Origin of the sequence: Endozoicomonas sp. ALD040 (assembly GCF_049275945.1) — a bacterium.
Taxonomy (GTDB): Bacteria; Pseudomonadota; Gammaproteobacteria; order Pseudomonadales; family Endozoicomonadaceae; genus Endozoicomonas_A.
This window is the reverse complement of sequence record NZ_CP184829.1, coordinates 282293-305605: the sequence shown is the minus strand read 5'-3', so window position 1 is coordinate 305605 and position 23313 is coordinate 282293. Positions and strand designations below refer to the sequence as shown.

Here is a 23313-nt window from a genome sequence, read left to right as displayed (position 1 = left end):
ACTTGCCAAACACCTCAAGGCTGGTGGACGGGTCAGTTCTACTTTGACTCAGCTGTTTGCATGACTGGCCCTCAGTCCTCTGTTTCTATTACCAATGCGACTACCAATGCGACTTTCAGTATCAACGCGGTTTCTACTTCATCAGCGGATACAATCCCAGCGACCAATGTTTTGGGCGTCATAGCCTCGCTGGCCATATCGTTGAATCTATAGCCTGAGCTGATTCCTCGGTTAATATCCGTCGGAAAGTGAACATTGGTTTTTACGACGATGAGGAGGCTAAAGATGAGCCCGTGTGGGCAGCTAGTTCAGCAGCTACACGGGTTAGTCTCTTTGCACGACGTTTATCACCTAATTTCTGCGCAACTCGAAAGTATGTTCAGCCCATTGGAGGGTGTCGCAAAACTTCAACAGCTCGTTCTCACGCTCTGAAGTCGTCATTCCCGCGAAGGCGGGAATCCAGCGCCAACGGTGGATCTCTGCCTTCTCGGGGATGACAAGGCCAGGGGGACACCGGGCAGTATGGTTCTGGTGGAGAGTCAGTGTGGATTCCCGCCTTCGCGGGAATGACGAGATGAAGCCGGGAATGACGAACTCAGAGCATAGGAACGAGCTGTTGGAGTTTTGCGACACCCTCATTGTTGAGGAGACAGTGGAAGCATGGTCTTGACTCGTCTCAGAGAGGTTAAGCCCAGTATAGAATTTGTGACTAAGTGATAGCCGATTGGGCGAGGGTTGACGACGATTTTGCTAAATTTCCTTTGTGTCGTTTTTTGTCTTTGGAATTTTATGGGTTTGAGGATAATTGAAAAGCACTGCCCTGATAAGTGACTATAATTTCCGCTGCGAACGAATAGTGTTAGCTCTTTCTCTTTACTCTGTTTTTGGAAGTGCGATGTTTGTTGTGTTTCCGTACCATTTCGGGAGTGTAGCTTGTGATTTCCTCTGTTTCTCGCTTTCTTATATTAGCTATAAATCTACTGAGCTATTTGTCAGTACATGCCAGCTCTGTTCTCAACACTAGACCTGATTATTTAGTCTCCTTTTCGTCGTCCTCCATCTCGGAAGTCCGACCGTCTTCTGAGAGCCTGCCCTGCCAAGGTCTTTTACTTTCCTCTGGCCATGTTGCTACTGCGCCAGCCTGCGCTAAAACCATAGCTGAACAGGTTAGTATGGGTGGTACAGTAAACCTGTTGGATAACAGCCGACAAAGCATTGGGCATCTATCCGCTATTAATACCGATGAAACAGCGAAAGGGATTCTTTCCGCTTCGCTACACCGAGCAGTAAGCCCAAATAGCTTGTTCTCTGTTACAGGGCTTGCTGCTTCTGGTAATGAACCACGGGCTTATTTCCTGCAACAGGGGGAGAGCCTTACTGTCGGGCACGCAACCGTTCGCTTAGGTGATATAGAGGTGAAACATGGGGTGCAGTTCCAACCGCTTCACTCTGATACTAACCTCCCTCCTGGAAGCCCTGTTATATCAGGTGAGAAGGTGGTTTGTCTGGCTGATGGGGCTGGTGCTTGTGTCGGAAATACTCATAAACAAGCAACACATATTAGTAAGCGGTCTGCTAGAAGCAAAAGGGAGTCTAGCGGGAAAGCAACTGGTTGTACGTTCAACGGTGTCAGCTTGGGTGGCGTAGAAGTTGGCACTTGGACTTGTAGCGATTGCACAGCCTGTGGTTGCTTTGGTGAATGTAGCATTAAAGACGGCAAAGCTGGAAAATTGCAGACAAGTACATGTGTCTGTAATTCAGGTGGAACTTGCAGCGGAAAGAAATGCACAGCTACTGCTGGCGCTGCTTCCTTAACAGCGGGAGTCTTTAGCCTTTTGGTTGTATCTGTGGCTGCTATTGCAGCGAGCTTTTAAAGCCATCCCTCTTTATAAAAAGCCCTAATTGGGTAAAATTGAGTTAGTTTCAGGTGTCTACGATGCTGCCAAAGGCGAGACAAAAATAAAGCGTAAAGACAAGTTTTCCAAGGACAGCGGCTTTCAGTTGTCATTTGATTTAGCTGGGAAGCAGGGAGTAAAAAAAGTGGCACTGGGTGACTTCATAAAAGGAGAAGCAACAATAAGCTGGGGAAGCATTGTTCAGGGTGTATCAATGGACTCAGGTTTGGAGTCGTTTATTTCCAGTGCCGCCGTTGATGTTGAGCTGATGTGGGCACCTGAATACAAAATAAAAGTGATCACTAAAAATGGAAAAAGAACAGAGCAGGTAACGACAACGTATAAGGAAAAATGCCAGCCTACTAAATGGTCGGTTGTATTCTCAACAATTAGTCTGGGTCGCAGTGGCTGTTCTTTCCGCTTTATCAGAAGTAGTAGTCGATAATATTATCTCGCCTCAGCTATATGCCGACTGCAATGACTGATAGTAGCACCCTGATATTCCGGAGCATCAAATCATGGCCCCATGTTTAAGAAAGGTATAGCCTGCTGTTTGATATTAATGGGCGGAGTAGTAATGCACAGCTCCGAAGCGGTAGATATAGAGTGGCATCCGCCAGGATTGACGGGGGAAGGGTAGAAAGAACGATGGTCCATATAGGTCATGTTTTTATTCGGATTGACTTAACCCCTCAATTTCGCTCTTTAGTTCTTGATAATCTTCCATTATGTCTAAATCACTAAATAACTTCATAAATTCACTACTTTCATCAATTATTTTCAATTTTCTTATCAAGATAAGCTTCAACCGCTCCTCTAAATATTTGTTTTTTTGCATGTTCTGAAAGGTAACATCAAGCACACCACCTGGTCCAGATATAGGATCAAGAGACATCGTAAAACTAAAACAATTAGGATGAGGATGTAAAGAAACCTTTGGTGATGCCTTTAATTGCTCAAGATATAGATCTTTTGGATCTTTTGAGTCATGTTCGGTTTCACTTGAAAGTACTGCTATCATCATTCGAATTGCTGGCTCCATTCCTGAAAACCCAGGGCTGTCAAAAGCTTTCAAAAATGCTTGATGACTGTCTGCGCCTTTATGAAATGAATTTGCAAATCCATTGTCGTAGAGTTTGATGAAGCGAGAAGCTGCTGAAAGTACCGTCGCATTCAAATTACATGAAATTGAACATATTATTAACAGTAAAATCGTATTTATGAGTCTCATAGTGAACTAATCTCATGGTTTTCTTAGTTCAAGTAAAATAGCACTGTATATTTGCAAAAACAAAAAATGAGCGAAAATTGTCAGTAAAAAGTCAGAATATCTACAAAGTTTCTAAACTAACATATAATCCGTCGTACACAGAAGACTGCGATATGCGTTTACTGTGAGCAAATAATTTGCAGTGAACTATAACAAGCAGAACCAAAAGCTATCACTAGTTCTGACTTTCTTCCAAGGTCAGAATTGTGCCCCTTGAAAGGATATATGGCTTATATGTGTGATTTTTTTTCACCTTCTCTTAACTTTAAAATTTCATTTATTATTTCTTGAAGGTCTTCCAGCAGGTCTAATTCACTAAATAAGTTTAAAAGATCACTGCTTTCATTTATAGCTAAGCAGAGCCTGCCATTCATTTTCACGATCAGAAGGAACCTATTAGTGCAAACCTGTTAATTCAACAGTGAAATAAAAGTTTATTGAAGCCACTATGGATCAACCGGTATTTTACCCAGGGAGTCCTTCAACATCGCCTGAACTTTTAGTCGGCCTCCTTGACATAGTGAAACCAAGCCCTTGCCGATAAGATTCTGGCAGATAGTAACGATGGGGCTCCTTAATTTTTTTGTCTTCATAGACAATTCCATATTCGATTTTATTTTCCCTGTTAAATACATAACACCCTTATGATAAGCGCTGTCATTAATTTGAACATTATCGGAGAATACCCTGTTGATGATGATCTGGCTGATTCATTTTCTGATGGCAGTATCGAGCTGGATAACGAGTGGCTTGTTTTTTCCGGAGATGTCCTGCTTACTGTTATTTCTGTTTCTCCGGAATCGGAGTTAACAACCCCCATTAACCGAGTAACAAGTGCTGTTGAATTAAAAAATAGTTCAGTACCCTTTCCGGGGCATGGCGTTTGTGTTTTTTCATTAATTGTCACTGAGGTTATCGTAATATTTCCTTTATAATTTCGTAATGCATTTGGAATAACGATGTTTGTTTTTTCTGTATAGTAGCTGTCACCATCAAAATTAATCATGAATAGCTCGGCATCAGAGGTTGCCGTCCATGATAAAACAGGCTTTTTTTCGAAGTATTTTATTTCCGGGTGATAGACATGCCCAGGCACTGAATGATTGAATTTAATATTTTTAAATGCATTGCACTCAGACTCGGTGGAACTTTGAAAAGAACCTGAATCGTGCCTGTCTCTACAGCATTTAATGTTATGAAATTCGATCAAACCCTCAGGCATCAGTGTATTAATGATTAAATCACTGTAACCGGCATTAACAGAACCTTTTTGAGAGGGGGAGCAACGAGAGCAAGAATATTTTTTAACGCAAAATGCATTTGCTTTATCGCGATCGTAGCGATCGTTGCGATCGTAGCAACGACATCGACTATTGATCGAATGACCGCAGTTATAATCAGGAAATTCATAGGTTTCTGCTGCCAGCTGCTGGAAATCAGGTATGTTTTGTCGCTCATCCGTGTAACTGTAATTTAATATCGGGCATGAAACACTGCCATTATCTGTTTTCTCCAGGCATCTGTGAGTTCCATCCTTATGTCCATGAAGGGTGCCAGAGCAGTCAAAATGTGTCGTACAAACACCCCCGGCTGTTCGGGTGGTAACAGAGAATTCTGGATGTTGGTCTGTGCCACACTGTAATTTCAGAAGTATATGGTCAACTCCGGGACAAAGCCGGTTGGAACTCAATGTCGTAAGGGTTTGAGAACGGGCAGGCATTATTATCAACAGCATACAGGCATAAATCCAACCCGTATTAAATAACAATGAGCAAACAATTGATTTGTTATGTAATTTTTTCTTGACCGTTGGATATAATAAACTGTTCATTGTGCATTCGCCTTTAACGTAGCCACTCGAAGTGATCCAGTTTAATGACAGGAGCCTGCATTAAAGAATACGCTTGCTTCTTTACCATATCTTTTGCCTTCTCGTGTAAAGAAGATGGTTTTTAGCTTGATCAAACCACTTGACAGAGATCGGCTTTCTATGAAATCAAGAATTTGCAACTCGGTTTCACTGGCAGGCCTTATCAATGAATCGACTTGCCCTGGAAGATCCACTGAAATAAATCCAATATTAGCAGGATCAATCTTTTGCCATTTCAATACAGGGTTGCCTTTTTCGCCACAACTGATATTGATCCCGGTTATTGTGCTGGAAGAACTGTCCTCTATGACAAAGTTTTCGATTTTTGTCCTGCTCGAACCTGTATTTTTTTTGCAATGGAAGTTGCTCAGCGTCACAGAGCCTTCTGGCATCGTAAAATCAAAGCTGATGTGACTATGAGCAATATAATCAACCGTTTTGATGACACAGTGTCCTTTAGGGCATTTCTTTTTGGGGCAGCCCACTTCATTAGGGATAGAACAATAAGCCTGCGCATACGTGCATCTCAGACACTTATTATTTGAACAACCATCTCCAGAGACACAGCTGACTTGTGAATAGTCAGAATTAATCTTTTTCGTTTTATAAACAGGGTAATAGCGATGATCGATTGATAATGCTGCGCAATTATAACCTTCTCTTTGCATCAGGCTCACATTGCATCGGCCATCCCGACTGTTAGAGCAGTCAAAAGAAAATACGCAGTGATCACCGATTTTCAGATCGAGCTGGATCGACTCATCCAAACCGCAGTAAAGGCTGTATGAGATATTATCTCCTTTGTAGGCACTGTCCGGGAGTGTCAGCGACAAATCCTCCGCATAAGCCTGAATACAGATAAACGTTAAAAGAACACAGGCTACACCGAAAAATCTGGCGAATGAACTACCCCGAGGCAAGCCTGCGGTTATCGTGGGCCGACCGCACTCCGATGCATTAGTATGGGAGCGAGTTGAAAGGTTACGGATGTTAACGCTGAGCTGCATTGGCTTCCCCATGTCCGCTTATGGTTTTCTTTCGCGGTTAACATAGTAGCTGTCATTTACCACTCCGGCTGACATTTAGCAAAATCGTCGTAAACCTTCGCCCAATCGGGCGGAGATATAAGACGGGAACGCAGAGCGTTCCGCTTGCGTGTTTGTACGTAGCTGGCTATATTCTCTGTCGGTCTGTCCCTATGCAGGGACTCACGGTGACGAAAACCAAGCACTGTTAAAAAAAATCCATAGCAGAGTTAGCTGCTTGTTGGGCTAGAAGACTTTCGAAAGTCGTTATTGCAACGCATCGACTGGAACCGTATAGATACTCAACAAATCAAACAAAAGACCAACAAAATAACCGAGGGGCACCCGGTTACTGCTGATGGAGGCTTCTGTGTAAGTCCAGTCGCTACAGGCTGGCTGTAGTAGCCCGTGAAGTCAGAAGCCTCGCCTGACAAGGCGGGGAGTGTCACGGAAATATCAATCCTTGTTTTCAGGTTTGCAAGCGACACCACTCGTCGCAGGGTTGTTTTACAGAGGCTATTCGCATTTTTGATGAGGATGTTGGTGACTTGCTGTAAAACCCAAACTTTTTTTTGCAATTGCCCCGATTGCCGGTATGATATGGCGCCTTTGTTAAAGCCCCCGATATCTGGTCGCAAGATATTGAGGTATTCCTTTGGAGAAAGAAAATGTCTGAAGCTATCGCTCTGAGCGCTGTTGCACGCAAGGACGTAGGGAAAGGTGCGAGCCGCCGCCTGCGTCGTGCAGAACTGGTACCTGCCGTTATTTACGGCGGTGAGCAGGAACCTGCTCAAATTACTTTGGAAGCCCGTGCTATTCGTAAGGCACTGGAATCTGAATCTTTCTACTCCCAGATCGTTACCCTGGATGTAGAAGGCGCTTCCCAGCAGGTTATTCTGAAGGATCTTCAGCGTCACCCTGCAAAAGACTATGCTATGCACCTGGACTTCCTGCGCGTTGACGCTGCTCACGCGGTCACCACGCACATCCCGCTGCACTTTCTGAACGAAGATAGCTGTGTCGGTGTCAAAGCCGGTGGCGCTATCACTCACGCTCGTGTTGAAGTAGAAGTTAAATGTCTGCCTGCTGATCTGCCTGAGTTCATCGAAGTCGATATGGCTAATGTCGAGCTGGGTGGTCATATTCACCTGACCGACCTGACCGTGCCTGAGGGTGTTGAACTGGTTGCTTTGCTGCAGGGCGAAGGTCATGATCTGGATGTTGCATCTGTTCAGACTACCCGTGGTGGCAAAGAAGAAGAAGCTGAAGAAGCAGCCTCTGAAGAAGAAGGCGGCGAAGAGTAATCAGCTTTTTTTATGGCCCCGCGCTGTTAACGCAGGTCAGGGCTATGGAGGATATTATGGCGAAGGATCACTCGATCAGGCTGGTTGTCGGACTCGGCAACCCCGGTGCTCAATACGATGATACTCGCCATAATGCCGGATTCTGGTATGTGGAGCAGTTAGCTCGAGCCTACGGCGTCAGCCTGCAACCCGAGAAAAAATTCTTTGGTCTGACTGCCCGCATTACCATCGCTGGAGAGGATGTCCGTCTGCTAAACCCGACCACCTTCATGAATCGCAGTGGTCAGGCGGTGGGTGCTATCAGCACCTTCTTCAAGATTCCCCCTCAATCTATTCTTGTTGTTCACGATGAGTTGGACTTGCCAGCGGGTATTGGTCGCCTGAAACAGGGCGGTGGCCACGGCGGACACAACGGCCTTCGGGACATTATTTCAGCGCTGGGAAATAACAGGGACTTTCTGCGTTTGCGTCTGGGGATTGGTCATCCGGGTCAGAGCAAGGAAGTGATTAATTATGTGCTGAACAAGCCCTCCGTGTCGGATCGACAGAAGATTGATTCAGTGATTGACGAAGCCATCCGCATCTCCCCCGAGGCCTTTAATGGTGCTCGTGCCAAGGCCGTTCAAGAGTTACATACCTTTAAAGCCTGACTTCACGATGGCCTGATATTCAGTTTCGGGATTGGCCAGTACTCTCTTCTTTTGCGAATGCTTTCTCCCCGTTTCAAAGCCTGATCCACCAGTTTGCAGATCAGGGTATCAAAGGGTATTCCTGCATGTCTGGCACCGTCCGGAAACAGGCTGGTTGGGGTCATTCCCGGCAGGTTGTTGAGTTCTGCAAAGACTGGCTCTCCTGATTCAGGAACGATAAAGTCAGAGCGACTCAGGTCCTGACAGCCCAGAATCTGGTGTGCCTTCAGTGCAATCTGCTGAACTTTTCGATACTGCTCATCCGAGATTCTGGCGGGAATCACATGATCACTAAGACCGGGTGTATAGCGGTGAATATAGTCATACCAGGCACCGTCTGGTGTGGTGATTTCGGTAACGGGCAGGATCTGGTAGTCATCCAGGTGGAGGATACCGGCAGTGATTTCGCGTCCGGCAACAAACTCTTCAACCAATAGTTTTTCATCCATTTGCAGGCCCGCTTTCAGCTTGCTGAAAAGGTCTTCATAACCCATGGCAAACTGGATGCCAATACCGGAACCCTGACCAGGCGGCTTGATGATGACTTTATGCCCAAGGGATTCGATACAGTCGAGAGTAGCATCTTCATAGTTTTCGCTGCGATAGACGACTCTGTCTCTGGCCATTGTGATGCCGACAGGCTGAAGCAGACGTTTGGTAACCACCTTATCCAGAGAGCAGGCACTTGCCAGGGCTCCGGAACCTACGTAAGGAACGCCCATAATATCCAGAAGACCCTGCAGGCGGCCATCTTCACCATAAGGACCGTGGGCGACCGGGAAAGCAACATCAACCTGTTGGGCTACGAGTTGTTCCGGAAGGGTTTCGTCGAGCTCCAGGTGGATGGCTCTGCCATAATGTTCTTCCAGACAGGGGGTGATTCGGCTTGCGGAGAGTCTGGATACATCGGCTTCGGGAGACAGGCCGCCGCAGATGACGGCTACAGTTTTGCTTTTGTTGGGCATTCGTCTGATGGCTTTTGTTAGGGCTATGATCAGTCAAGCCTAGTACATAAGCCAAATCTGACCAGTCAGGTTAATGAATCTATTCAGACCCTTCCTCTGTCCAGTTTTACCCTGAGCCATTTAAAAAATTCCGGTGTCGCCTGTTTTAGCCAGAGATGCTGGTATTTCAGGGTCAGCTTTAGCCAGCCTTTATCGTGATACTTTCTCGCACTGGTACCCAGTCTGGTGCCACAGGAGTGGAGGAGGATCCTGTTTTGCCGGGCTTTCCAGACAAATGCATGATCTTCACCGTAGAAAGTGTCGGTGGGATAACCCTTGAGGTCGAAAAATTGTGTCCGGCTGATGCAAAACCCTTGATCACCATAGGGGCATCCCAGAATATCGGAGCGGAATCTGGCTCCCCATTCGTTGATGGATAACCAGCAAGTGTCTTTGTCGTAAAACCAGAGATCAAAGTAGAACAAGTGTCTGGGATATTGATCAATGGCATTCAGTAAGCTTTGGACATTCTCTTTGTCCAATACTGTGTCTGCATGCAGAAACCAGAGGTAATTCCCTGTGGCTTTCTCTGCGCCTGCATTGAGCTGGCAGGCACGTCCCTGTTCTGCAGTACACCAAATCCACCTGAGGTGAAGCAAAGGGCCCGGAAGCTGATCCAGTTTGGCAGGCCGCTGATCGTCGTCATAGCCAACCAGGATCACCTCGTTGCCTGCGGGAAGAAGACTTAATTGTTCAAGAAGCGTCGGCCACTGCGTCTCACCAGGGCCCAGTGGCACGATTACAGATAGGCTGGGCATAATTATCTTTGCAGCACTTCCAGCAATGCTTTCTGCTTCTGGCCAAGCTTGTTCTCAGGAGAGAGTACTGCTGATTTCAGTGCGCTCCTGCACTGGCAATAAGTGCTGTCATGAGGTGTTTCTTCCTGCTGTTTCAGATATTGCCCTAACAACGCTTTAGCCAGTGTCAGGCTTTTGCCGTATCTGGCAATGATCTGCTCAACGCTGGCGTGGGCTGAAGGGTCATCTTTCCAGCAATCGTAATCAGTGGCAATAGCGATTGTTGTGTAACAAAGCTGAGCTTCCCGTGCCAGAAACGCTTCAGGCACATTAGTCATGCCGACAACATCGCACTGAGCGGCGTTTTTCAGGAACAGACTCTCTGCACGGCTACCCAGCCTGGGACCGTCAACGCAGGCATAGGTTTTATCTGTATGCAGTCCTATTTCTGCCAGGTTAGCAGCATTGAGCAGTTGTTCTGATTGCTGATGACAGCTTGGTATTGCGGTGGAGACATGAGCGACAAGACCGTTACCAAAAAAGCTTTTTTCCCGGTGTCCTTTTACGAAGTCGAAGTACTGACTGACCAGCGATAATTCGCCCGGCGCAATCTCCTCCTGCAGACTGCCAACCGCAGAAAGGCCTATCACCCGGGTCGCACCCAGACTTTTTAATGCCCAGATGTTGGCCCGATAATTGATTTCATGAGGCAGAAGTTGGTGGCCGCTTCCATGTCTGGGCAAGAACAACAGCTTTTGTTGATTAAAAAGACCTGTTGTTATTGGACCTGAGTGAGGGCCATAAGGTGTTTCAATCGTCTGCTCATTTAATACTTCAAGTCCATCCAGGCTGTAGATGCCTGTTCCACCAATCACTGCCAGCATTGGGTTTCCTTTTCATTGTGTTTTTCATCAGACATCTGTTGGATCAGGCTGGGAAGCTGATTGACCCATGCTCTGATCTCGTCTCTTACACGACGATAGATTGTTAATGATTCTTCTTCTGTTTTCACCGATTCAGCCAGCCGGGGAGGGTCATCAAAACACTTGAGAATGATCTGCCCCTGTCTGGGTGTTGGACTTTCCGCCATCTGGCTGCGACAGGAGTTGCCAGTGCAGAGGAACAGTATCCGGGTTTTAGCCATCAAAATCTCCTGTTATTGAGCAGACAATCAGAGTTCGCTGCAGGAAGAGCCAAAAGCAAAACAGCTGTAGCAACGGTGGTGTTTCATACTGATGGTTTCACTCAGGCTCGTCCGTAAACTCTTGCCAAGGTTGTACTCAGTATCGTCATCCACCAGTGTGCAGGCGTAAACCTGCATCTGCCCGTTTTGTTTGACCATCATTTTGGAAAACGCGCACATAAACTGACGACGACTTTCTTCTGTCTGATAGCGGGTCATACAGTCTGTGCTGACGTGGGGAACATCCGGTAAAGAACCGGGAGGCAGGAAATCCGGAAAGGCCACCTGTTTCAGGTTGATGGGCAAACCGTTCAGTTCAAAAAGATCTCTGAAGGCCTGTTCAACCACTGCCGTGTTTTCGTCTTTTTCCATATGTCTGGCGACGGAGATGTTAAAGCCATTTTCATGCAGTAGTTTCAGTCCTGAAAGAGCGATGGCAAAGCTGTCTTCACCTCGTCCTGCGTCATGTTGTTCAGCGTTTGGATGATCCAGGCTGACTCTCAGGGATATGGGGTAAGGGTTACTGCTCAAACGAGTCAGCTCATCAAGCCTTTTGATCATGGGGGTCGTGCCATTAGTCAGAACCAGGCAGGGGCGATGCTGGGAGGCATAGTCCAGGATTCGGATAATGTCTTTAATGACAAAAGGCTCTCCTCCCGTAAAAGAGAATTGTTCAACCCCCAGTTCAAGTGATTCATCAATGTAGGGTTTTACTTCTGTCAGAGTCGGGGCGTCCAGCCTCTTGCTGGCCGGACTTGAACCCTCCAGACAGAAGCCGCAGGAAAGGTTGCAACGGGTTCCGGTATGAAACCAGAGTTCTTTCAGTTGATGAGGTTTGATATAACCTCTGGGGCTGCCATCAGGCGTAAAGTGCCAATCCTGGCTTTTAGTGTCTGGAGGTGTTCCTGTCAGCAACATGAGCCATCACTTCCCTTGTTTTCATGGGTGGAAGATGAGAAGGGCAGCGAGGTTCCGCAGCCATCAAAAATGCCATAATGGGTGCTGAAGTTACCAATGAACTCGAAGTGTTCACGGAATCTTGTATCGTGCAGCATTCTCCAGGTGTTACCGCAAACCGGGAAAACCTTGCCTTTGGTAATAGGGTGGTGCCCATCCAGATTGAAAGTGTTGGGATGGTGATCAATCGTGCCTTTATAGATCACAGCCTGTCCATAGTCCTCGCAATGACTTTCCAGCTCTGGCAGTTTGAACAATCGATAAGTCGCCGAGAAAAACCGGATATCACCGACCTGAGCTTCAATCTTACGGTTATTGATAGTGACAGGTTTATCTTCCACCAGTCTGGGGTCAGTGAAACCGGCCTTTCTGGCCAGATTCAAAAAGTCATTCCAGTAGAGGGCACCGCTGAGACACTCTCCGTAAAGCACCGGATCATCGACCAGTTCAGCAGGAATGCGGCGATCAGAATAGACGTCAGAGAAGTAAAGTTCACCGCCTGGTTTCAGCAGACGCCAGGCTTCTCTCAACACTGCTTCCTTGTCCGGAGAAAGGTTGATCACGCAGTTTGAAATGATCATGTCGAAGCTGTTTTCTTCCAGGTTCAGTTGATCCAGTTTTTCAATATAGCCTTTGTGGAATTCGGTGTTGGCTTTTGCATAGCCGAATTTTTCCCGGTGGTATTCGACATGTCGGTTGGCAATCGCAAGCTGTTCGTCTGTCATGTCGACACCGACGACATAACCCTCTTCTCCGACCATTTGAGCCAGGGCATAACAGTCACGACCTGATCCGGAACCAAGGTCGAGTATTCTGGCGCCTTGCAACTGCTCAGGGCAGACCAGTCCGCAGCCATAGTAATGGCTCAGAACCTCGTCATGAATATTGGCAAGGGCACTTTTCAGGTGGCGTGGCATGGTTGCATCGGTGCAGCAGGCATTGGTCTGCAGGTCATCGCTGCCTTGCAGAGTCTTGCCATAGTAATTCTGTACTGTTTCATGCATGAGAGATTTTTCCTTGCTTGAAAATAGATTGAATATGTTTTGACAGAGCCCTTCGGGCAGGTCGATTATCACGATTCAGTTCGGGGAGTACTCCGAGCAAATCTTTTAAATGATCAACATCCTGGCCAGAAGGAGCGTAGCCGACGGATAAGCGGGATTGACGACAAAGACTCGTCAGTGACACTCCCAGAGAGCCTGTGCTCCAGGGCAGCTTTGAAAGGTCAGGCCAATGAGTTCGGTTCGCCATGATGGTGACGCCGCCATCACTGGCCTTGCTGAATACGGTGTCGTAGGTCTTGAGCTTTTGTGCTGTGTCCGAAAGGTCTTTGAGGCTGAGTGTCGGACAGTCACTGCCAATATAGATGAGGTTTTCTTTTCCCTGAAGTCTCAGCTCATTGTCGATGTGGTTCAGTCTCTCACCGAGGTTGCCAGAGCCCTGGGGTACTACCAGGTTGTCGTCGCCCTTCAGAAGCTGACTGGCCCAGTCATAGTCGCTTTCATGAGAGGGAGCAATAACTTTCTGGCCTGGCCACTCTGATAAATCTTCCAGTGCACAGGCTAGCAGGTGCTGAGCAACCGTCAGAGCCTGTTCTGTTCCCATGTCAGCAGCAAGGCGTTGTTTTCCCTGGTGTAAGGCGGGCTTTTTGCACACAAGTATCAATGTTGCCTTTTTTATCAGACTTGGTTCGTAGCTTGTCATTATTCTTTGATTTTAATTTCGCTTATGTGGTCGCAGGAGCCAGACTCCGGCCTGCTATTGCGTAACTATACTGCGGAAACAGTTGTTTGGATTCAAGGCTGCGGTTTTTTTTAAAGCTCTCTTCAGGGTTGTCTGGCTAACCTGCCGGGTGTTGTTCTGCCGGTAGGGAAAGCATTCTGCTGTGAGTCAGTATAAATCCGGAAAGAGCAGTCGGGCATAATACTGGTGTCAATTCAGGTCGGGCTTTATAATCCTGTCCCAAATTTTTATTGAATTTCCCCTGGTAACTTTTTATGGGCTTTAAATGTGGCATCGTTGGTCTGCCCAACGTCGGCAAATCAACACTGTTCAATGCTTTGACCAAGGCAGGGATTGATGCAGAGAACTTCCCTTTCTGTACTATCGAGCCAAATTCGGGTGTCGTGGCCATGCCCGATCCGCGTCTGAACAAGCTGGCTGAGATTGTTAAGCCTCAGCGTGTGTTGCCCACGACCATGGAATTTGTCGATATTGCCGGCCTGGTAGAAGGTGCCTCCAAGGGTGAAGGTCTGGGCAACAAATTCCTGGCCAATATTCGTGAGACTGATGCTATCGCCCACGTAGTACGTTGTTTTGAGAATGATAATGTTATTCATGTGGCCAATAAGATTGATCCGGCGGCGGATATCGGCATTATCAATATCGAGCTGGCCATGGCGGATCTGGAAAGCTGTGAAAAACAGCTGCAGCGAGTCACTCGTGTCGCCAAAAGCGGCGACAAGGATGCCAAGGCCCAGAAAGTCCTGCTGGAAAGAATTGTTCCCCATCTGGAAGAAGGCCACCCTGTTCGATCCATGGCAATGACCGATGAAGAGCAGAAGCTGACCAAAACATTCCATCTTCTGACGACAAAGCCCACCATGTACATTGCCAACGTCGATGAAGATGGTTTTGAAGATAACCCTTATCTGGACGTTGTTCGTGACATCGCCAGGAGCGAGGGTTCTGTCGTGGTGACAGTCTGCAACAAGCTGGAAGCTGAGATTGCTGAGCTCGAAGATGAAGAGCGGGATGAATTTCTGGCCGATCTGGGTATGGAAGAGCCAGGTCTGGATCGTGTGATCAGGGGGGGGTATGAACTTCTTGGACTACAGACGTATTTCACTGCCGGAGTTAAAGAAGTGCGTGCCTGGACTGTGAAGATCGGTGCGACGGCGCCTCAGGCTGCAGGTGTGATTCACACTGACTTTGAGCGTGGGTTCATTCGTGCGGAAGTGACGGCTTACGATGAGTTTGTTCAGTACAACGGTGAACAGGGTGCCAAGGAAGCAGGTCGTCTGAGAGTGGAAGGCAAGGATTACATCGTCAAAGATGGCGATGTTATGCATTTCCGTTTCAATGTCTGATGCAATTGGGGCTGTCTGACCAGCCCTGTCCTTTTTAATTCCGGGTCATTAACTTCTGGAGAGTCATTGAATGTTGCCATTGACATTGCTCTTATCCAGAAAGGTATTAATAGAAGCATTAACAGTCCGTTCTGAAAAAATAATAAGGCTTTGAATAAGGCGCATGCCAGTACCCGCAGAAATACGAAACAGGGGTAGGGGTTTTCTGAAAGTTCCTAAAAAAGCCGCTTAAACAGTTGACAGGACAGCGTTAAATCCTGAAAATGCGCACCATCTTTCGGCGGCTAGGTAGCTCAGTTGGTTAGAGCACAGCACTCATAATGCTGGGGTCGGCAGTTCGAGTCTGCCCCTAGCTACCATATTCAGGAGCTTGCAGGCAGGCGACTGCTAACGTAGGGTCGAAAGTGTACACGGAATGTCCATACCCTATAAAACATTTCGTATTTGCTGGGGTGTAGCCAAGCGGTAAGGCAGCAGGTTTTGATCCTGCCATGCGGGGGTTCGAATCCCTCCACCCCAGCCATAAAAATGGCTAGGTAGCTCAGTTGGTTAGAGCACAGCACTCATAATGCTGGGGTCGGCAGTTCGAATCTGCCCCTAGCTACCATTTTATTGGGGTGTCGCCAAGCGGTAAGGCAGCAGGTTTTGATCCTGCCATGCGGGGGTTCGAATCCCTCCACCCCAGCCATCTTTCTGAAGCCCGACTGAAACAGGTCGGGCTTCTTCGTTTCAGTGACTTTTAAAACCTCAATGTATAAGTAACGCCCAACTTGTTTTGATCAGGAAGGTGATCTTCGGGGGGGGCGCAGATGCTGTTCTGAGCATGAAGTTATTTGTGTGAATGTTTATCTGTTGTCATTGCGGATAGCCAGGCACTCAAAACATCAAGATAATCTCATTCGTGTTTGGATTCGATCCAATAAAAAAAGACATTTCGTCATTAAAGAAAAAACGTTTGGGTTATTTGCTGGACGACAAATACCTGACGCATCATAAAGTTGAGGCCTGTTTTGGATTTTGTATTTACTCTTGATTGGGGGTTATTGCTGTTTTTTGTTGCGATTCTGGCTGGTTTTGTTGACTCCATTGCAGGCGGCGGCGGATTGATTACAGTCCCCGCGCTTCTGGCGGTGGGGCTTTCTCCGGCACAGGCTCTGGCGACCAATAAATTACAGTCAACAGGCGGCTCTTTCTCTGCCAGTGTTTATTTTATTCGAAGAGGGTTGGTGAATCTCAGGGAAATGCGTTTTGCCATTTTCATGACCTTTGTTGGCAGTGCCGCAGGCACGATTCTGGTTCAGTTGATTGATGCTTCGGTTTTGAAGCAGATTATTCCCTTCCTGTTATTGGGTATAGCTGCTTACTTTATTCTCTCCCCCAGTGTCCGAAATACTAAAGCTTCTTCTGCCAGAATGAGCCTGACCGCTTTTGCCTGTTCAGCAGGGTTGGGAGTCGGCTTTTATGATGGCTTCTTCGGCCCGGGCACGGGCTCTTTCTTCGCCATAGCCTTTATCAGCCTCCTTGGTTATTCCCTGACAATGGCGACGGCTCATACCAAGGTTCTGAACTGTACCAGTAATGTGGCTTCCCTGCTGTTCTTTATATTGGGTGGTCAGGTTGTCTGGGCCGTAGGGGGAATCATGCTGATAGGTCAGTTCATCGGCGCCAGACTGGGATCGAGAATGGTTGTGAAGCGTGGTCAGCAGATTATTCGTCCCATGATCGTCGTTATTTCACTGGTTATGACCGGCAAACTCATGTGGGACGAATACGGACATTTGCTGTTTTGACGTTTTTTCTGCGAAAGTGACGGTTTAGCGTTATTATAGATAGTCCTGCAGGCTCCTCGCCCTGGAGTCTTATAACTGTTTGTGAAGAATAACGTCACTCAGATATTTGAATGGACAACAGCTGGCTCAATGCATTGTTTGGGGGAATCTATCTTGCCCTGATCATCGCCTTCGGAATTCACATTATTATGCAGCGCAGGCCGGTAGGCGTGACTCTGGCCTGGGTACTGTTGCTGTTCATTCTGCCGGTAGCCGGTTTTTTCTTTTACCTGCTGTTTGGCTCAAGGCGCCTTGGGAGAAGAAGGCTCCGACGTCTGGAGAGTCTGTATCCTGACTACGAACAGTGGTCTAGCCACCTTTCGAGAGTGATTACCCAGCGGCAGCTTGAGTATCCCTCCAATACTCCTCATACAGGGATCTACAAGCTGGCGGAGCAGACCCTGGGTATTCCAGTGCTGCCTTGTAGCAAGCTTCAGCTGTTTCATGAAACCGATACCATTCTTCATGGCCTGTTACAGGACATAGAGAAAGCCAGATGCAGCATTGTACTGGAGTTTTACATCTGTGAGCCCAAGGGGCGAATCAAGGTTCTGGCAGAGGCTCTGATCAGAGCTTCACGAAGGGGTGTTGACTGTATGGTAATACTTGATGCAGTGGGCAGTCGTCAGTTTCTTCGAAGTGAGTGGGCAAGACGTTTCCGTCTGGAGGGCATCAGTGTTACCGGGTCCATGCCGGTTGGTCTTTTAAGGATGCTGTTTGAGCGCCTTGATATTCGCAACCATCGCAAAATTCTCGTGATTGATGATGAAATTGCCTGGAGTGGCAGCTTTAACCTGGTCGATCCTGTTCATTTTCGTCAGAAGGCTAATGTCGGACAATGGATCGACGCCATGGTCAGGGTAGAAGGTATACCCGCACACGTTATGGCAGTGATTGCTCATTGGGATAAAGCGCTTGAAACGGGTGAAAAACATTCGTCGTTTAATGCTACCTACGAGTTTCCACCTTCCTGTCTTGACAGTTACACCGGTGCTGATGTTCACGTACTGCCATCAGGACCGGGTATCAACCGGGAAAGGCTCCATCAGGTTTTGCTTACCGCAATTTACGAAAGTAAGGAAGAGCTGCTGATATCTACACCTTATTTTGTTCCGGACGAATCATTGCTGACAGCCCTGAAGTCAGCGGCCATGAGAGGGGTGGACGTTCAGTTACTGGTTCCTCGCAGAAATGACTCCAGAATGGTTCACTATGCCAGTCGCTCCTATTACGAAGACCTGTTAAACGCAGGGGTGAAAATATTGCAGTTCAAGGGAGGATTGCTGCATACCAAGTGTGTTCTGGTGGACCGATCGACCATTCTTTTTGGTACTGTAAATCTGGATATGCGCAGCGTCTGGCTGAATTATGAAGTGACCATGATCATCTATGACAGAGCCTTCAGCCAAACCATGGCGACGCTTCTGGATCAGTACATGCAGAACTCCGAGCGTGTTCGTTTGTCTCTATGGAGCCGAAGGTCTGTCACCAGACGGTTTCTGGAGAGTCTTTTTCAGCTGTTAAGTCCTTTGTTGTGAAGTAAGTACCTAACCAGCAGGCCTGGTAGTTACTGCGTCGTTTAAGAACATCCATGTTTTGATCAATAAAGATTTTTAACTGAAACAGTTCGCCTTATTTATAGACTTCCAGCGAGTCAACAGTTATGGAGTAAAGGGTTTCAGTGTACTCTGAGTGAGTGGTCTCAACGTGCAGGGTTCCAACCAGCCAATACGGGATTAAGCCCGCTTCCTCAACTTTGATGCCTTTTTCTTTATTCTTGAATTTTACATAAATGGTCTGGTTAGGCGGTGGTGCTGGTACGTGGATGCAGGCACCCCTGGTTGGTACCAGCAACAGCTCCGTCGCTCTCTGGTTTTTGTCGAGGTTAAGTGGCACGAGGTATCCGGGTATTTTTACCGTGCGTTTGTCCAGTCTTGCAACGGGCGTCTTGCCCAGATTATCCAGATAGGCGATGACATCATCTTTGCTCATCTCTCCGGCCTGATAACTGTCAACGACTTTTTGATCCGGTGCAGGCATCAGCTCGTCCCAGGTGATCTCTATGACTTCTGCTTGGGTTGCAGGCTTTTCCACCGGCTTGGCCTGAGCGGCGACTACTGGCAGCAGAGTCAGTAGCGTCGTCAGTATCAGGGATTTTCCTGTTTTCATGATGATATCCAATTTAGACTCTTATGGTCAGGCCATCGGCAAGAGAGTTTTTGTAGGCGCGCCAGGCCGGGATTATGCCCAAAACAATGGCGCAGACAATGATCATTCCGGCCAATGACCATTCAAAGGTGCCCGGAGCACTGATGGCCAGGTGCAGCCCCAGTATCTGTTGCACAACGGGCTGAATAGCGAAAAGCAGTCCATAGAGTATAAGGAAGCCCAGAAGGGTTCCTGAAACCCCATAAACGACAGATTCAGTGATCATCAGCGTGAAGATATGGATCGGCCTTGCGCCAACTGAGCGGAGAATGGCCATCTCCCGGCGCCTTTCATTAAGAGAAGTGAGAATCGAAGTCAGCATGCCCATCAGACCTGCCAGGACCACTATGATGGAAACCGCCAGCAGTGCCTTTTCTGCGGTGCCAACCAGTTGCCAGAGCTCCTGAAGAGCAACACCGGGCAGAATGGCGGTCATGGCTTCCTGCCGGTATTCATTGACTTTCCTCTGGTATCGGAAAGCGGCAATACGGGATTTCAGGCCAACGAAATAGGCGGTAACACTGGCGGGCTGCAGATTCATGGCCTGTGCCTCTGCAGCGGACACCGAGAATGCGGCAATGGGTGGTGCACCACTTACCCAGTCGATATGCAGGGCTTCGATCCCCTCAAGAGAGATTAGAATTACTCTGTCCGTGGGCGTGCCCGTTGGCTTGAGAATGCCGGAAACCTTAAAAGGCTTATCATCGTGAGGCAGCAGACTCTTACTTTCTATGCCATGGCTCAGAACAATGCTGTCACCGACTTCATAGCCAAGGCTGGCAGCGACTTCAGATCCAAGTACAGCGTCGTATAAGGCATTGAAAGGTTGGCCCTCGGACAGTTGCAGTGATTCATCATCGCCGTATCGAAAATGACTGAACATGTCGTGGGAGGTGCCCACGACCCGATAGCCATGGTGGGAGTCACCCAGGGAAATGGGAACAGACCAGGCAACATCCGGGGCAGACGTCAGATCCTGATAAGTCTCCCAGGAGATATTGTTGGTGGCATTGCCAATGTGGAAAACAGAATACAACAGAAGATTGATAGAGCTGCTTCTGGCTCCCACAATCAAATCCGTACCTGATACGGTGTTGGTAAAGCTGTTTTTGGCTTCGACCCTGATACGTTCAACCCCCAATAGCAGGGCTACGCTGACAGCAATAGAAAATATAGTCAGCAAGGCGGTTGTTTTTCGGTTTTTAAGGCTCTTTAAAGCCAGGCTTAAAATCGACATCAGTCCACCTCTTTGACTTTGCTGGCCCGGTTAATTTCATTGAGCACAATGCTGCGATCAAATAACGATTCAAGGCTACGGTCGTGGCTGACGAATAGCAGGGTGTTGCCTACTGTTTCACATTCTGCGAACAGCAGATTGATGAAGGCTTCCCGGGTATCTGTGTCAAGTGCTGAAGTAGGCTCGTCGGCGATGATCAGATCAGGCTTGCCAATCAAAGCTCTGGCGGCGGCAACTCGCTGTTGCTGTCCGATACTCAGTTCTGTAGCGGGACGATGCAGTATGGATTCGTCCAGTTCCAGATGTTTAAGAAGACGTCTTGCTTCGTCCTGCTCACTGCCAGCAATACTGTCGAGATTGCTTTTGCGCTTTTTGGCAAAGCCCAGAGACAGAGTGACGTTCTCTATTACAGAGAGATAGGGAATCAGATTGAACATCTGGAAGATAAAGCCAATATGATCAGCACGGAAGCGATCGCGCTGCGCCGGGGAAAAACGACTAATGTCGTTCCCCAGCACGTTGACCTGTCCCCGCTCCGGTGTAATGACGCCGCCGAGCAGTCCCAGTAGTGTGGTTTTGCCGGAACCCGACGGGCCGCGGACAAAGACCTTTTCGCCTCTGGATACAGTCAGTTCAGGAATATCCAGAACAGGTATTCCTGCTTTCCAGCTGAACTCAACAGCTGTGAGTTCAATAACGTGAGAGCGGGAGTCAGTCATCTTAGAAGCGAACCTCTGGCTTGCTCTTGGTCATTTCGGCAGCCATCTGACCTTTTTGGGTGAAGCCCTGAACGTTTAAGGATTCGCTGCGCTCGAATGTTTCAAAGATTGAAGTGCTGATGGTGTTCAGCTGATTGGCATTGCCACATTCAAAGACGTACGTAGCTGAGATATCCATATGCCCACTTTCGCTCTCATGCTCTTCATGGTTGTGTTCACCGTGATGGTCATCATGATGGTCATGAGAGGCATGCTCACCGTGATGATCGTGCTCATCATCATGGCCATGAGATGCGTGCTCATCGTGGTGATCATGCCTGTTATGATCTTTTTCATGATGTCCGTGATCGTCGTTATGAGCTTTTTCACGACCATGATCGTGATCAACAGAGCTTGAGGTAGCTTTGGCGCTAACCAGTTTGCAGGAAGCGGCAGGGGTCATGCTCCAGAGGCTGGCGGCTTCCAGCTTTTCCAGAGCTTCATGGAGCTGGTGGCGTTGTTTATCGGTAGTAATGGTCTCGAAGCCCAGCACATCATTGGCAGGCATTTTCAGTTCCAGGTGAATTTCAGAACCTTCGACTGCAAAGTTCAGTTCACCCTGTCCGTGAACATGGGCGTCAACGTGACGCTGCTCTCCATTTGCGGAATAAACAGTCAGGGACAGGACTCCGCAGGCAATACCGGCAGCCAGTTTAGTAAAAGTTTGCATAATGTCACTCGTAGAGGCACTTATCTGATAAATAGGTTTTCTGGTTTATTGATGACATCAGATAAAGGCCGGCGGAGCCCGGGTCAGCTTTTTGGTGGGGGTTTCCAGAGAAAAGGAGCGGGTTTTTTCTGCACTGTTGAAGGGAGCGAAGAACGAACGTTCTGCAGTAAACAGTGCGGGGGACGGAGGTGCCTGGGAAGTCAGTTGGCAGCCCGCTGAATGATGCTGATCCCCATGCCAGTGATCGGCATGATCATTCAGCGATAGTTGTTGGAGCAGATTGTGATAGCTAGAACTAAAGTCCTTAGGGGGATTATGCGTGTGACTGACGGAGTAATGGATAACCAGCAAATAAACGACAAGAATCAGACAAAATCGAAGAGGATTTGGTCTGTGTCTGTGGGCAGTGTTTATCAGGCTTATGGTTAGCATTCAGTCATGTTATCGACACATTGGTAGTAATGGTCCGAATTATTCTCTAAAGCCCTAACAAAAAGCAATACTATAAGACACAGTCATTTGCGTTTAATCGAATTGCTTGCCGTGTACTTTAAAATGAACTTTCCTGGCTAAGCTAATGTCTGTCGTCAGAGCATTGTCTTGACCAGGTTTCGACGGGTCAGCCAGGAGGTAATGAATACTGCCAGTAAATGCAGGCCGACAAAGTAGTAGAGGCCATTCACCAGCATCGAATGCCATTCATAAACATTGTGTTCAAAGCCAAAGTCGGTATCCTGCAGCCACCCGGTAAACGCAGCCAGAGCCAGGGCAATCCACATCAGCCAAACAGCAATCGCTCCCATCGGGTTGTGGCCATTTTCACCCTGCTGCCGGGTTTTCAGCTCGTGAAGGTGCAGTTTGATGCCCGAGAATGAGGGTTTGATGTCCCGAAGGCGAGCAGGTGCCGGGGCAAAAGTCACGCCGTAAAGCAGTCTGAGTCCTACCAGGGCAAGGATGACCCAGCCAGAATACGCATGGTACTCGCTGTACCCGTCAATCAGAAAATGATTACTGAAAAAGAGTAATGCAACCGTCCAGTGAATCAACTGAACGGTTCGTGGCCATTGAAACTTTTTAGACATCGAACTTTCTGTGGTATTTCTTTCTGATGTCATTGAGCTTTTTCATTCTTTGTTTGGCCAGATCCAGATCTTTATTGTCGAGAGCAGCCTGAACCCCGGCCAGTCCGGTCAGCAGTTGATCAATGCCTTTTCGGAATTCCTCAGGCGCATCAGTGTAGCCGGTCTCCCTGGCGTTTTCGGCGTGCGTACGGAATTCAGTTAGGTAGCTCTGCATGTCTTCAATGGTTTTAGCAGAGCCGGAGCGTTTGAAATTGAAGCCCATTTTTTTCATTTCAGTGTTCAGTTCATCAGAATGACCTTCGTGGCCATGGCCATGAGCTGAAGCAGGCATGGAAGCCATCAATGAAGCGGACAGTGCCAGTGGTATAAAGAGGGCTTTGGCAAGCGATTTCATATTAACTTTCCGTATAAACATTTCGCTCGGGCATCATAATGATTCTTGCAAGAAATAAGAAGGCTAGTTGTGTAAAACTTTTTGATTTAAAGGCACTGTCACTGAAGGGCAT

24 protein-coding genes, 4 tRNA genes and 1 pseudogene are annotated in these 23313 nt (G+C 47.8%); 12 read left to right on the top strand and 17 right to left on the bottom strand.

Features of this window, described 5'->3' with window-relative positions:
* Nucleotides 1-262: 262 nt before the first annotated feature.
* Nucleotides 263-346, bottom strand: a pseudogene (locus ACOJUN_RS00975) (hypothetical protein); the annotation flags it as partial.
* Between the two features lie 198 nt (nucleotides 347-544).
* On the opposite strand from ACOJUN_RS00975, the gene ACOJUN_RS00970 reads away from it, so the two are divergent.
* The 3 genes from ACOJUN_RS00970 (at nucleotide 545) to ACOJUN_RS00960 (ending at nucleotide 2340) form a co-directional block, all read left to right on the top strand.
* Nucleotides 545-670, top strand: coding sequence for a hypothetical protein (locus tag ACOJUN_RS00970; RefSeq protein WP_422134819.1), 126 nt, complete (start codon nucleotides 545-547; stop codon nucleotides 668-670).
* A gap of 265 nt (nucleotides 671-935) precedes the next feature.
* Nucleotides 936-1874, top strand: a complete 939-nt coding sequence (locus ACOJUN_RS00965; RefSeq protein WP_422134818.1) for a hypothetical protein — start codon at nucleotides 936-938, stop codon at nucleotides 1872-1874.
* Between the two features lie 28 nt (nucleotides 1875-1902).
* Nucleotides 1903-2340 (top strand): hypothetical protein, encoded by a 438-nt coding sequence (locus ACOJUN_RS00960; protein ID WP_422134817.1) that lies wholly within the window; start codon nucleotides 1903-1905, stop codon nucleotides 2338-2340.
* Nucleotides 2341-2565: 225 nt separating this feature from the next.
* Here ACOJUN_RS00960 and ACOJUN_RS00955 read toward each other — a convergent pair whose 3' ends face one another.
* The 3 genes from ACOJUN_RS00955 to ACOJUN_RS00945 all read right to left on the bottom strand — a co-directional run bounded on the left by ACOJUN_RS00955 (nucleotide 2566) and on the right by ACOJUN_RS00945 (nucleotide 5703).
* Nucleotides 2566-3126 (bottom strand): hypothetical protein, encoded by a 561-nt coding sequence (locus ACOJUN_RS00955; RefSeq protein WP_422134816.1) that lies wholly within the window; start codon nucleotides 3124-3126, stop codon nucleotides 2566-2568.
* A 664-nt stretch (nucleotides 3127-3790) separates the two neighbouring features.
* Nucleotides 3791-4996 carry a hypothetical protein gene (locus ACOJUN_RS00950; protein WP_422134815.1) on the bottom strand — a complete coding sequence of 402 codons (1206 nt, stop codon included), beginning with the start codon at nucleotides 4994-4996 and terminating at the stop codon, nucleotides 3791-3793.
* 41 nt (nucleotides 4997-5037) lie between these two features.
* On the bottom strand, nucleotides 5038-5703 hold the full coding sequence (locus ACOJUN_RS00945) for a hypothetical protein (protein WP_422134814.1): 666 nt from the start codon (nucleotides 5701-5703) through the stop codon (nucleotides 5038-5040).
* Between the two features lie 1025 nt (nucleotides 5704-6728).
* Between ACOJUN_RS00945 and ACOJUN_RS00940 the strand changes: the two genes are divergently transcribed.
* Nucleotides 6729-7364 (top strand): 50S ribosomal protein L25/general stress protein Ctc, encoded by a 636-nt coding sequence (locus ACOJUN_RS00940; RefSeq protein WP_422134813.1) that lies wholly within the window; start codon nucleotides 6729-6731, stop codon nucleotides 7362-7364.
* 56 nt (nucleotides 7365-7420) lie between these two features.
* Entirely contained in the window at nucleotides 7421-8014 is a 594-nt protein-coding gene (gene pth / locus ACOJUN_RS00935) for an aminoacyl-tRNA hydrolase (protein ID WP_422134812.1), read from the top strand.
* 2 nt (nucleotides 8015-8016) lie between these two features.
* On the opposite strand, the gene ACOJUN_RS00930 is transcribed toward pth, so the two are convergent.
* The 7 genes from ACOJUN_RS00930 to ACOJUN_RS00900 all read right to left on the bottom strand — a co-directional run bounded on the left by ACOJUN_RS00930 (nucleotide 8017) and on the right by ACOJUN_RS00900 (nucleotide 13638).
* On the bottom strand, nucleotides 8017-9018 hold the full coding sequence (locus ACOJUN_RS00930; RefSeq protein ID WP_422134811.1) for a D-alanine--D-alanine ligase family protein: 1002 nt from the start codon (nucleotides 9016-9018) through the stop codon (nucleotides 8017-8019).
* Between the two features lie 83 nt (nucleotides 9019-9101).
* Nucleotides 9102-9815, bottom strand: a complete 714-nt coding sequence (locus tag ACOJUN_RS00925; protein ID WP_422134810.1) for a glycosyltransferase — start codon at nucleotides 9813-9815, stop codon at nucleotides 9102-9104.
* A 2-nt stretch (nucleotides 9816-9817) separates the two neighbouring features.
* Nucleotides 9818-10678, bottom strand: a complete 861-nt coding sequence (locus tag ACOJUN_RS00920) for an MTAP family purine nucleoside phosphorylase (RefSeq protein WP_422134809.1) — start codon at nucleotides 10676-10678, stop codon at nucleotides 9818-9820.
* Nucleotides 10666-10938, bottom strand: a complete 273-nt coding sequence (locus ACOJUN_RS00915; RefSeq protein ID WP_422134808.1) for a hypothetical protein — start codon at nucleotides 10936-10938, stop codon at nucleotides 10666-10668. The genes ACOJUN_RS00920 and ACOJUN_RS00915 overlap by 13 nt, the downstream gene beginning before the upstream one ends.
* A gap of 27 nt (nucleotides 10939-10965) precedes the next feature.
* A complete protein-coding gene (locus ACOJUN_RS00910; protein ID WP_422134807.1) occupies nucleotides 10966-11895 on the bottom strand; it encodes a radical SAM protein in 930 nt (309 codons plus the stop codon).
* The gene (locus ACOJUN_RS00905) at nucleotides 11886-12938 is read right to left on the bottom strand and encodes a methyltransferase domain-containing protein (protein ID WP_422134806.1); all 1053 of its coding nucleotides are present in this window, start codon (nucleotides 12936-12938) and stop codon (nucleotides 11886-11888) included. The genes ACOJUN_RS00910 and ACOJUN_RS00905 overlap by 10 nt, the downstream gene beginning before the upstream one ends.
* Nucleotides 12931-13638: a TIGR04282 family arsenosugar biosynthesis glycosyltransferase gene (locus ACOJUN_RS00900; protein WP_422134805.1), complete on the bottom strand. Its 708-nt coding sequence runs from the start codon at nucleotides 13636-13638 to the stop codon at nucleotides 12931-12933. Before ACOJUN_RS00900 ends, ACOJUN_RS00905 begins: the two co-directional genes overlap by 8 nt.
* Before the next feature lie 293 nt (nucleotides 13639-13931).
* Between ACOJUN_RS00900 and ychF the strand changes: the two genes are divergently transcribed.
* The 7 genes from ychF (at nucleotide 13932) to cls (ending at nucleotide 18390) form a co-directional block, all read left to right on the top strand.
* Nucleotides 13932-15023 carry a redox-regulated ATPase YchF gene (gene ychF, locus ACOJUN_RS00895; RefSeq protein WP_422134804.1) on the top strand — a complete coding sequence of 364 codons (1092 nt, stop codon included), beginning with the start codon at nucleotides 13932-13934 and terminating at the stop codon, nucleotides 15021-15023.
* A gap of 282 nt (nucleotides 15024-15305) precedes the next feature.
* Nucleotides 15306-15382, top strand: a tRNA-Met gene (locus ACOJUN_RS00890).
* 89 nt (nucleotides 15383-15471) lie between these two features.
* A tRNA-Gln gene (locus tag ACOJUN_RS00885) sits at nucleotides 15472-15546 on the top strand.
* 7 nt (nucleotides 15547-15553) lie between these two features.
* A tRNA-Met gene (locus ACOJUN_RS00880) sits at nucleotides 15554-15630 on the top strand.
* 6 nt (nucleotides 15631-15636) lie between these two features.
* Nucleotides 15637-15711, top strand: a tRNA-Gln gene (locus tag ACOJUN_RS00875).
* Between the two features lie 322 nt (nucleotides 15712-16033).
* The gene (locus ACOJUN_RS00870; protein WP_422134803.1) at nucleotides 16034-16813 is read left to right on the top strand and encodes a TSUP family transporter; all 780 of its coding nucleotides are present in this window, start codon (nucleotides 16034-16036) and stop codon (nucleotides 16811-16813) included.
* A 110-nt stretch (nucleotides 16814-16923) separates the two neighbouring features.
* Nucleotides 16924-18390 carry a cardiolipin synthase gene (gene cls, locus ACOJUN_RS00865; protein WP_422134802.1) on the top strand — a complete coding sequence of 489 codons (1467 nt, stop codon included), beginning with the start codon at nucleotides 16924-16926 and terminating at the stop codon, nucleotides 18388-18390.
* 94 nt (nucleotides 18391-18484) lie between these two features.
* On the opposite strand, the gene ACOJUN_RS00860 is transcribed toward cls, so the two are convergent.
* From ACOJUN_RS00860 to ACOJUN_RS00835, 6 genes are all read right to left on the bottom strand, one after another.
* Nucleotides 18485-19021, bottom strand: coding sequence for a DUF3299 domain-containing protein (locus ACOJUN_RS00860; protein WP_422134801.1), 537 nt, complete (start codon nucleotides 19019-19021; stop codon nucleotides 18485-18487).
* A gap of 13 nt (nucleotides 19022-19034) precedes the next feature.
* A complete protein-coding gene (locus tag ACOJUN_RS00855) occupies nucleotides 19035-20297 on the bottom strand; it encodes an ABC transporter permease (protein WP_422134800.1) in 1263 nt (420 codons plus the stop codon).
* Complete coding sequence (locus tag ACOJUN_RS00850; RefSeq protein WP_422134799.1) at nucleotides 20297-21016, bottom strand: ABC transporter ATP-binding protein; 720 nt, start codon at nucleotides 21014-21016, stop codon at nucleotides 20297-20299. Before ACOJUN_RS00850 ends, ACOJUN_RS00855 begins: the two co-directional genes overlap by 1 nt.
* A 1-nt stretch (nucleotide 21017) precedes the next feature.
* The gene (locus ACOJUN_RS00845) at nucleotides 21018-21725 is read right to left on the bottom strand and encodes a ZrgA family zinc uptake protein (RefSeq protein WP_422134798.1); all 708 of its coding nucleotides are present in this window, start codon (nucleotides 21723-21725) and stop codon (nucleotides 21018-21020) included.
* A gap of 587 nt (nucleotides 21726-22312) precedes the next feature.
* Nucleotides 22313-22807, bottom strand: coding sequence for a cytochrome b/b6 domain-containing protein (locus tag ACOJUN_RS00840; RefSeq protein ID WP_422134797.1), 495 nt, complete (start codon nucleotides 22805-22807; stop codon nucleotides 22313-22315).
* Nucleotides 22800-23201 carry a cytochrome b562 gene (locus ACOJUN_RS00835; RefSeq protein WP_422134796.1) on the bottom strand — a complete coding sequence of 134 codons (402 nt, stop codon included), beginning with the start codon at nucleotides 23199-23201 and terminating at the stop codon, nucleotides 22800-22802. Before ACOJUN_RS00835 ends, ACOJUN_RS00840 begins: the two co-directional genes overlap by 8 nt.
* Nucleotides 23202-23313: the final 112 nt, after the last annotated feature.

Coding starts and splice junctions, on each gene's coding strand:
- ACOJUN_RS00905 (WP_422134806.1), bottom strand. CDS start 12,938: ATGCATGAAACAGTACAGAATTACTATGGCAAGACTCTGCAAGGCAGC.
- ACOJUN_RS00855 (WP_422134800.1), bottom strand. CDS start 20,297: ATGTCGATTTTAAGCCTGGCTTTAAAGAGCCTTAAAAACCGAAAAACA.
- ACOJUN_RS00910 (WP_422134807.1), bottom strand. CDS start 11,895: ATGTTGCTGACAGGAACACCTCCAGACACTAAAAGCCAGGATTGGCAC.
- ACOJUN_RS00925 (WP_422134810.1), bottom strand. CDS start 9,815: ATGCCCAGCCTATCTGTAATCGTGCCACTGGGCCCTGGTGAGACGCAG.
- ACOJUN_RS00920 (WP_422134809.1), bottom strand. CDS start 10,678: ATGCTGGCAGTGATTGGTGGAACAGGCATCTACAGCCTGGATGGACTT.
- ACOJUN_RS00930 (WP_422134811.1), bottom strand. CDS start 9,018: ATGCCCAACAAAAGCAAAACTGTAGCCGTCATCTGCGGCGGCCTGTCT.
- ACOJUN_RS00940 (WP_422134813.1), top strand. CDS start 6,729: ATGTCTGAAGCTATCGCTCTGAGCGCTGTTGCACGCAAGGACGTAGGG.
- ACOJUN_RS00850 (WP_422134799.1), bottom strand. CDS start 21,016: ATGACTGACTCCCGCTCTCACGTTATTGAACTCACAGCTGTTGAGTTC.
- ACOJUN_RS00955 (WP_422134816.1), bottom strand. CDS start 3,126: ATGAGACTCATAAATACGATTTTACTGTTAATAATATGTTCAATTTCA.
- ACOJUN_RS00835 (WP_422134796.1), bottom strand. CDS start 23,201: ATGAAATCGCTTGCCAAAGCCCTCTTTATACCACTGGCACTGTCCGCT.
- ychF (WP_422134804.1), top strand. CDS start 13,932: ATGGGCTTTAAATGTGGCATCGTTGGTCTGCCCAACGTCGGCAAATCA.
- ACOJUN_RS00900 (WP_422134805.1), bottom strand. CDS start 13,638: ATGACAAGCTACGAACCAAGTCTGATAAAAAAGGCAACATTGATACTT.
- ACOJUN_RS00915 (WP_422134808.1), bottom strand. CDS start 10,938: ATGGCTAAAACCCGGATACTGTTCCTCTGCACTGGCAACTCCTGTCGC.
- ACOJUN_RS00840 (WP_422134797.1), bottom strand. CDS start 22,807: ATGTCTAAAAAGTTTCAATGGCCACGAACCGTTCAGTTGATTCACTGG.
- ACOJUN_RS00950 (WP_422134815.1), bottom strand. CDS start 4,996: ATGAACAGTTTATTATATCCAACGGTCAAGAAAAAATTACATAACAAA.
- ACOJUN_RS00845 (WP_422134798.1), bottom strand. CDS start 21,725: ATGCAAACTTTTACTAAACTGGCTGCCGGTATTGCCTGCGGAGTCCTG.
- pth (WP_422134812.1), top strand. CDS start 7,421: ATGGCGAAGGATCACTCGATCAGGCTGGTTGTCGGACTCGGCAACCCC.
- cls (WP_422134802.1), top strand. CDS start 16,924: ATGGACAACAGCTGGCTCAATGCATTGTTTGGGGGAATCTATCTTGCC.
- ACOJUN_RS00860 (WP_422134801.1), bottom strand. CDS start 19,021: ATGAAAACAGGAAAATCCCTGATACTGACGACGCTACTGACTCTGCTG.
- ACOJUN_RS00945 (WP_422134814.1), bottom strand. CDS start 5,703: ATGCAAAGAGAAGGTTATAATTGCGCAGCATTATCAATCGATCATCGC.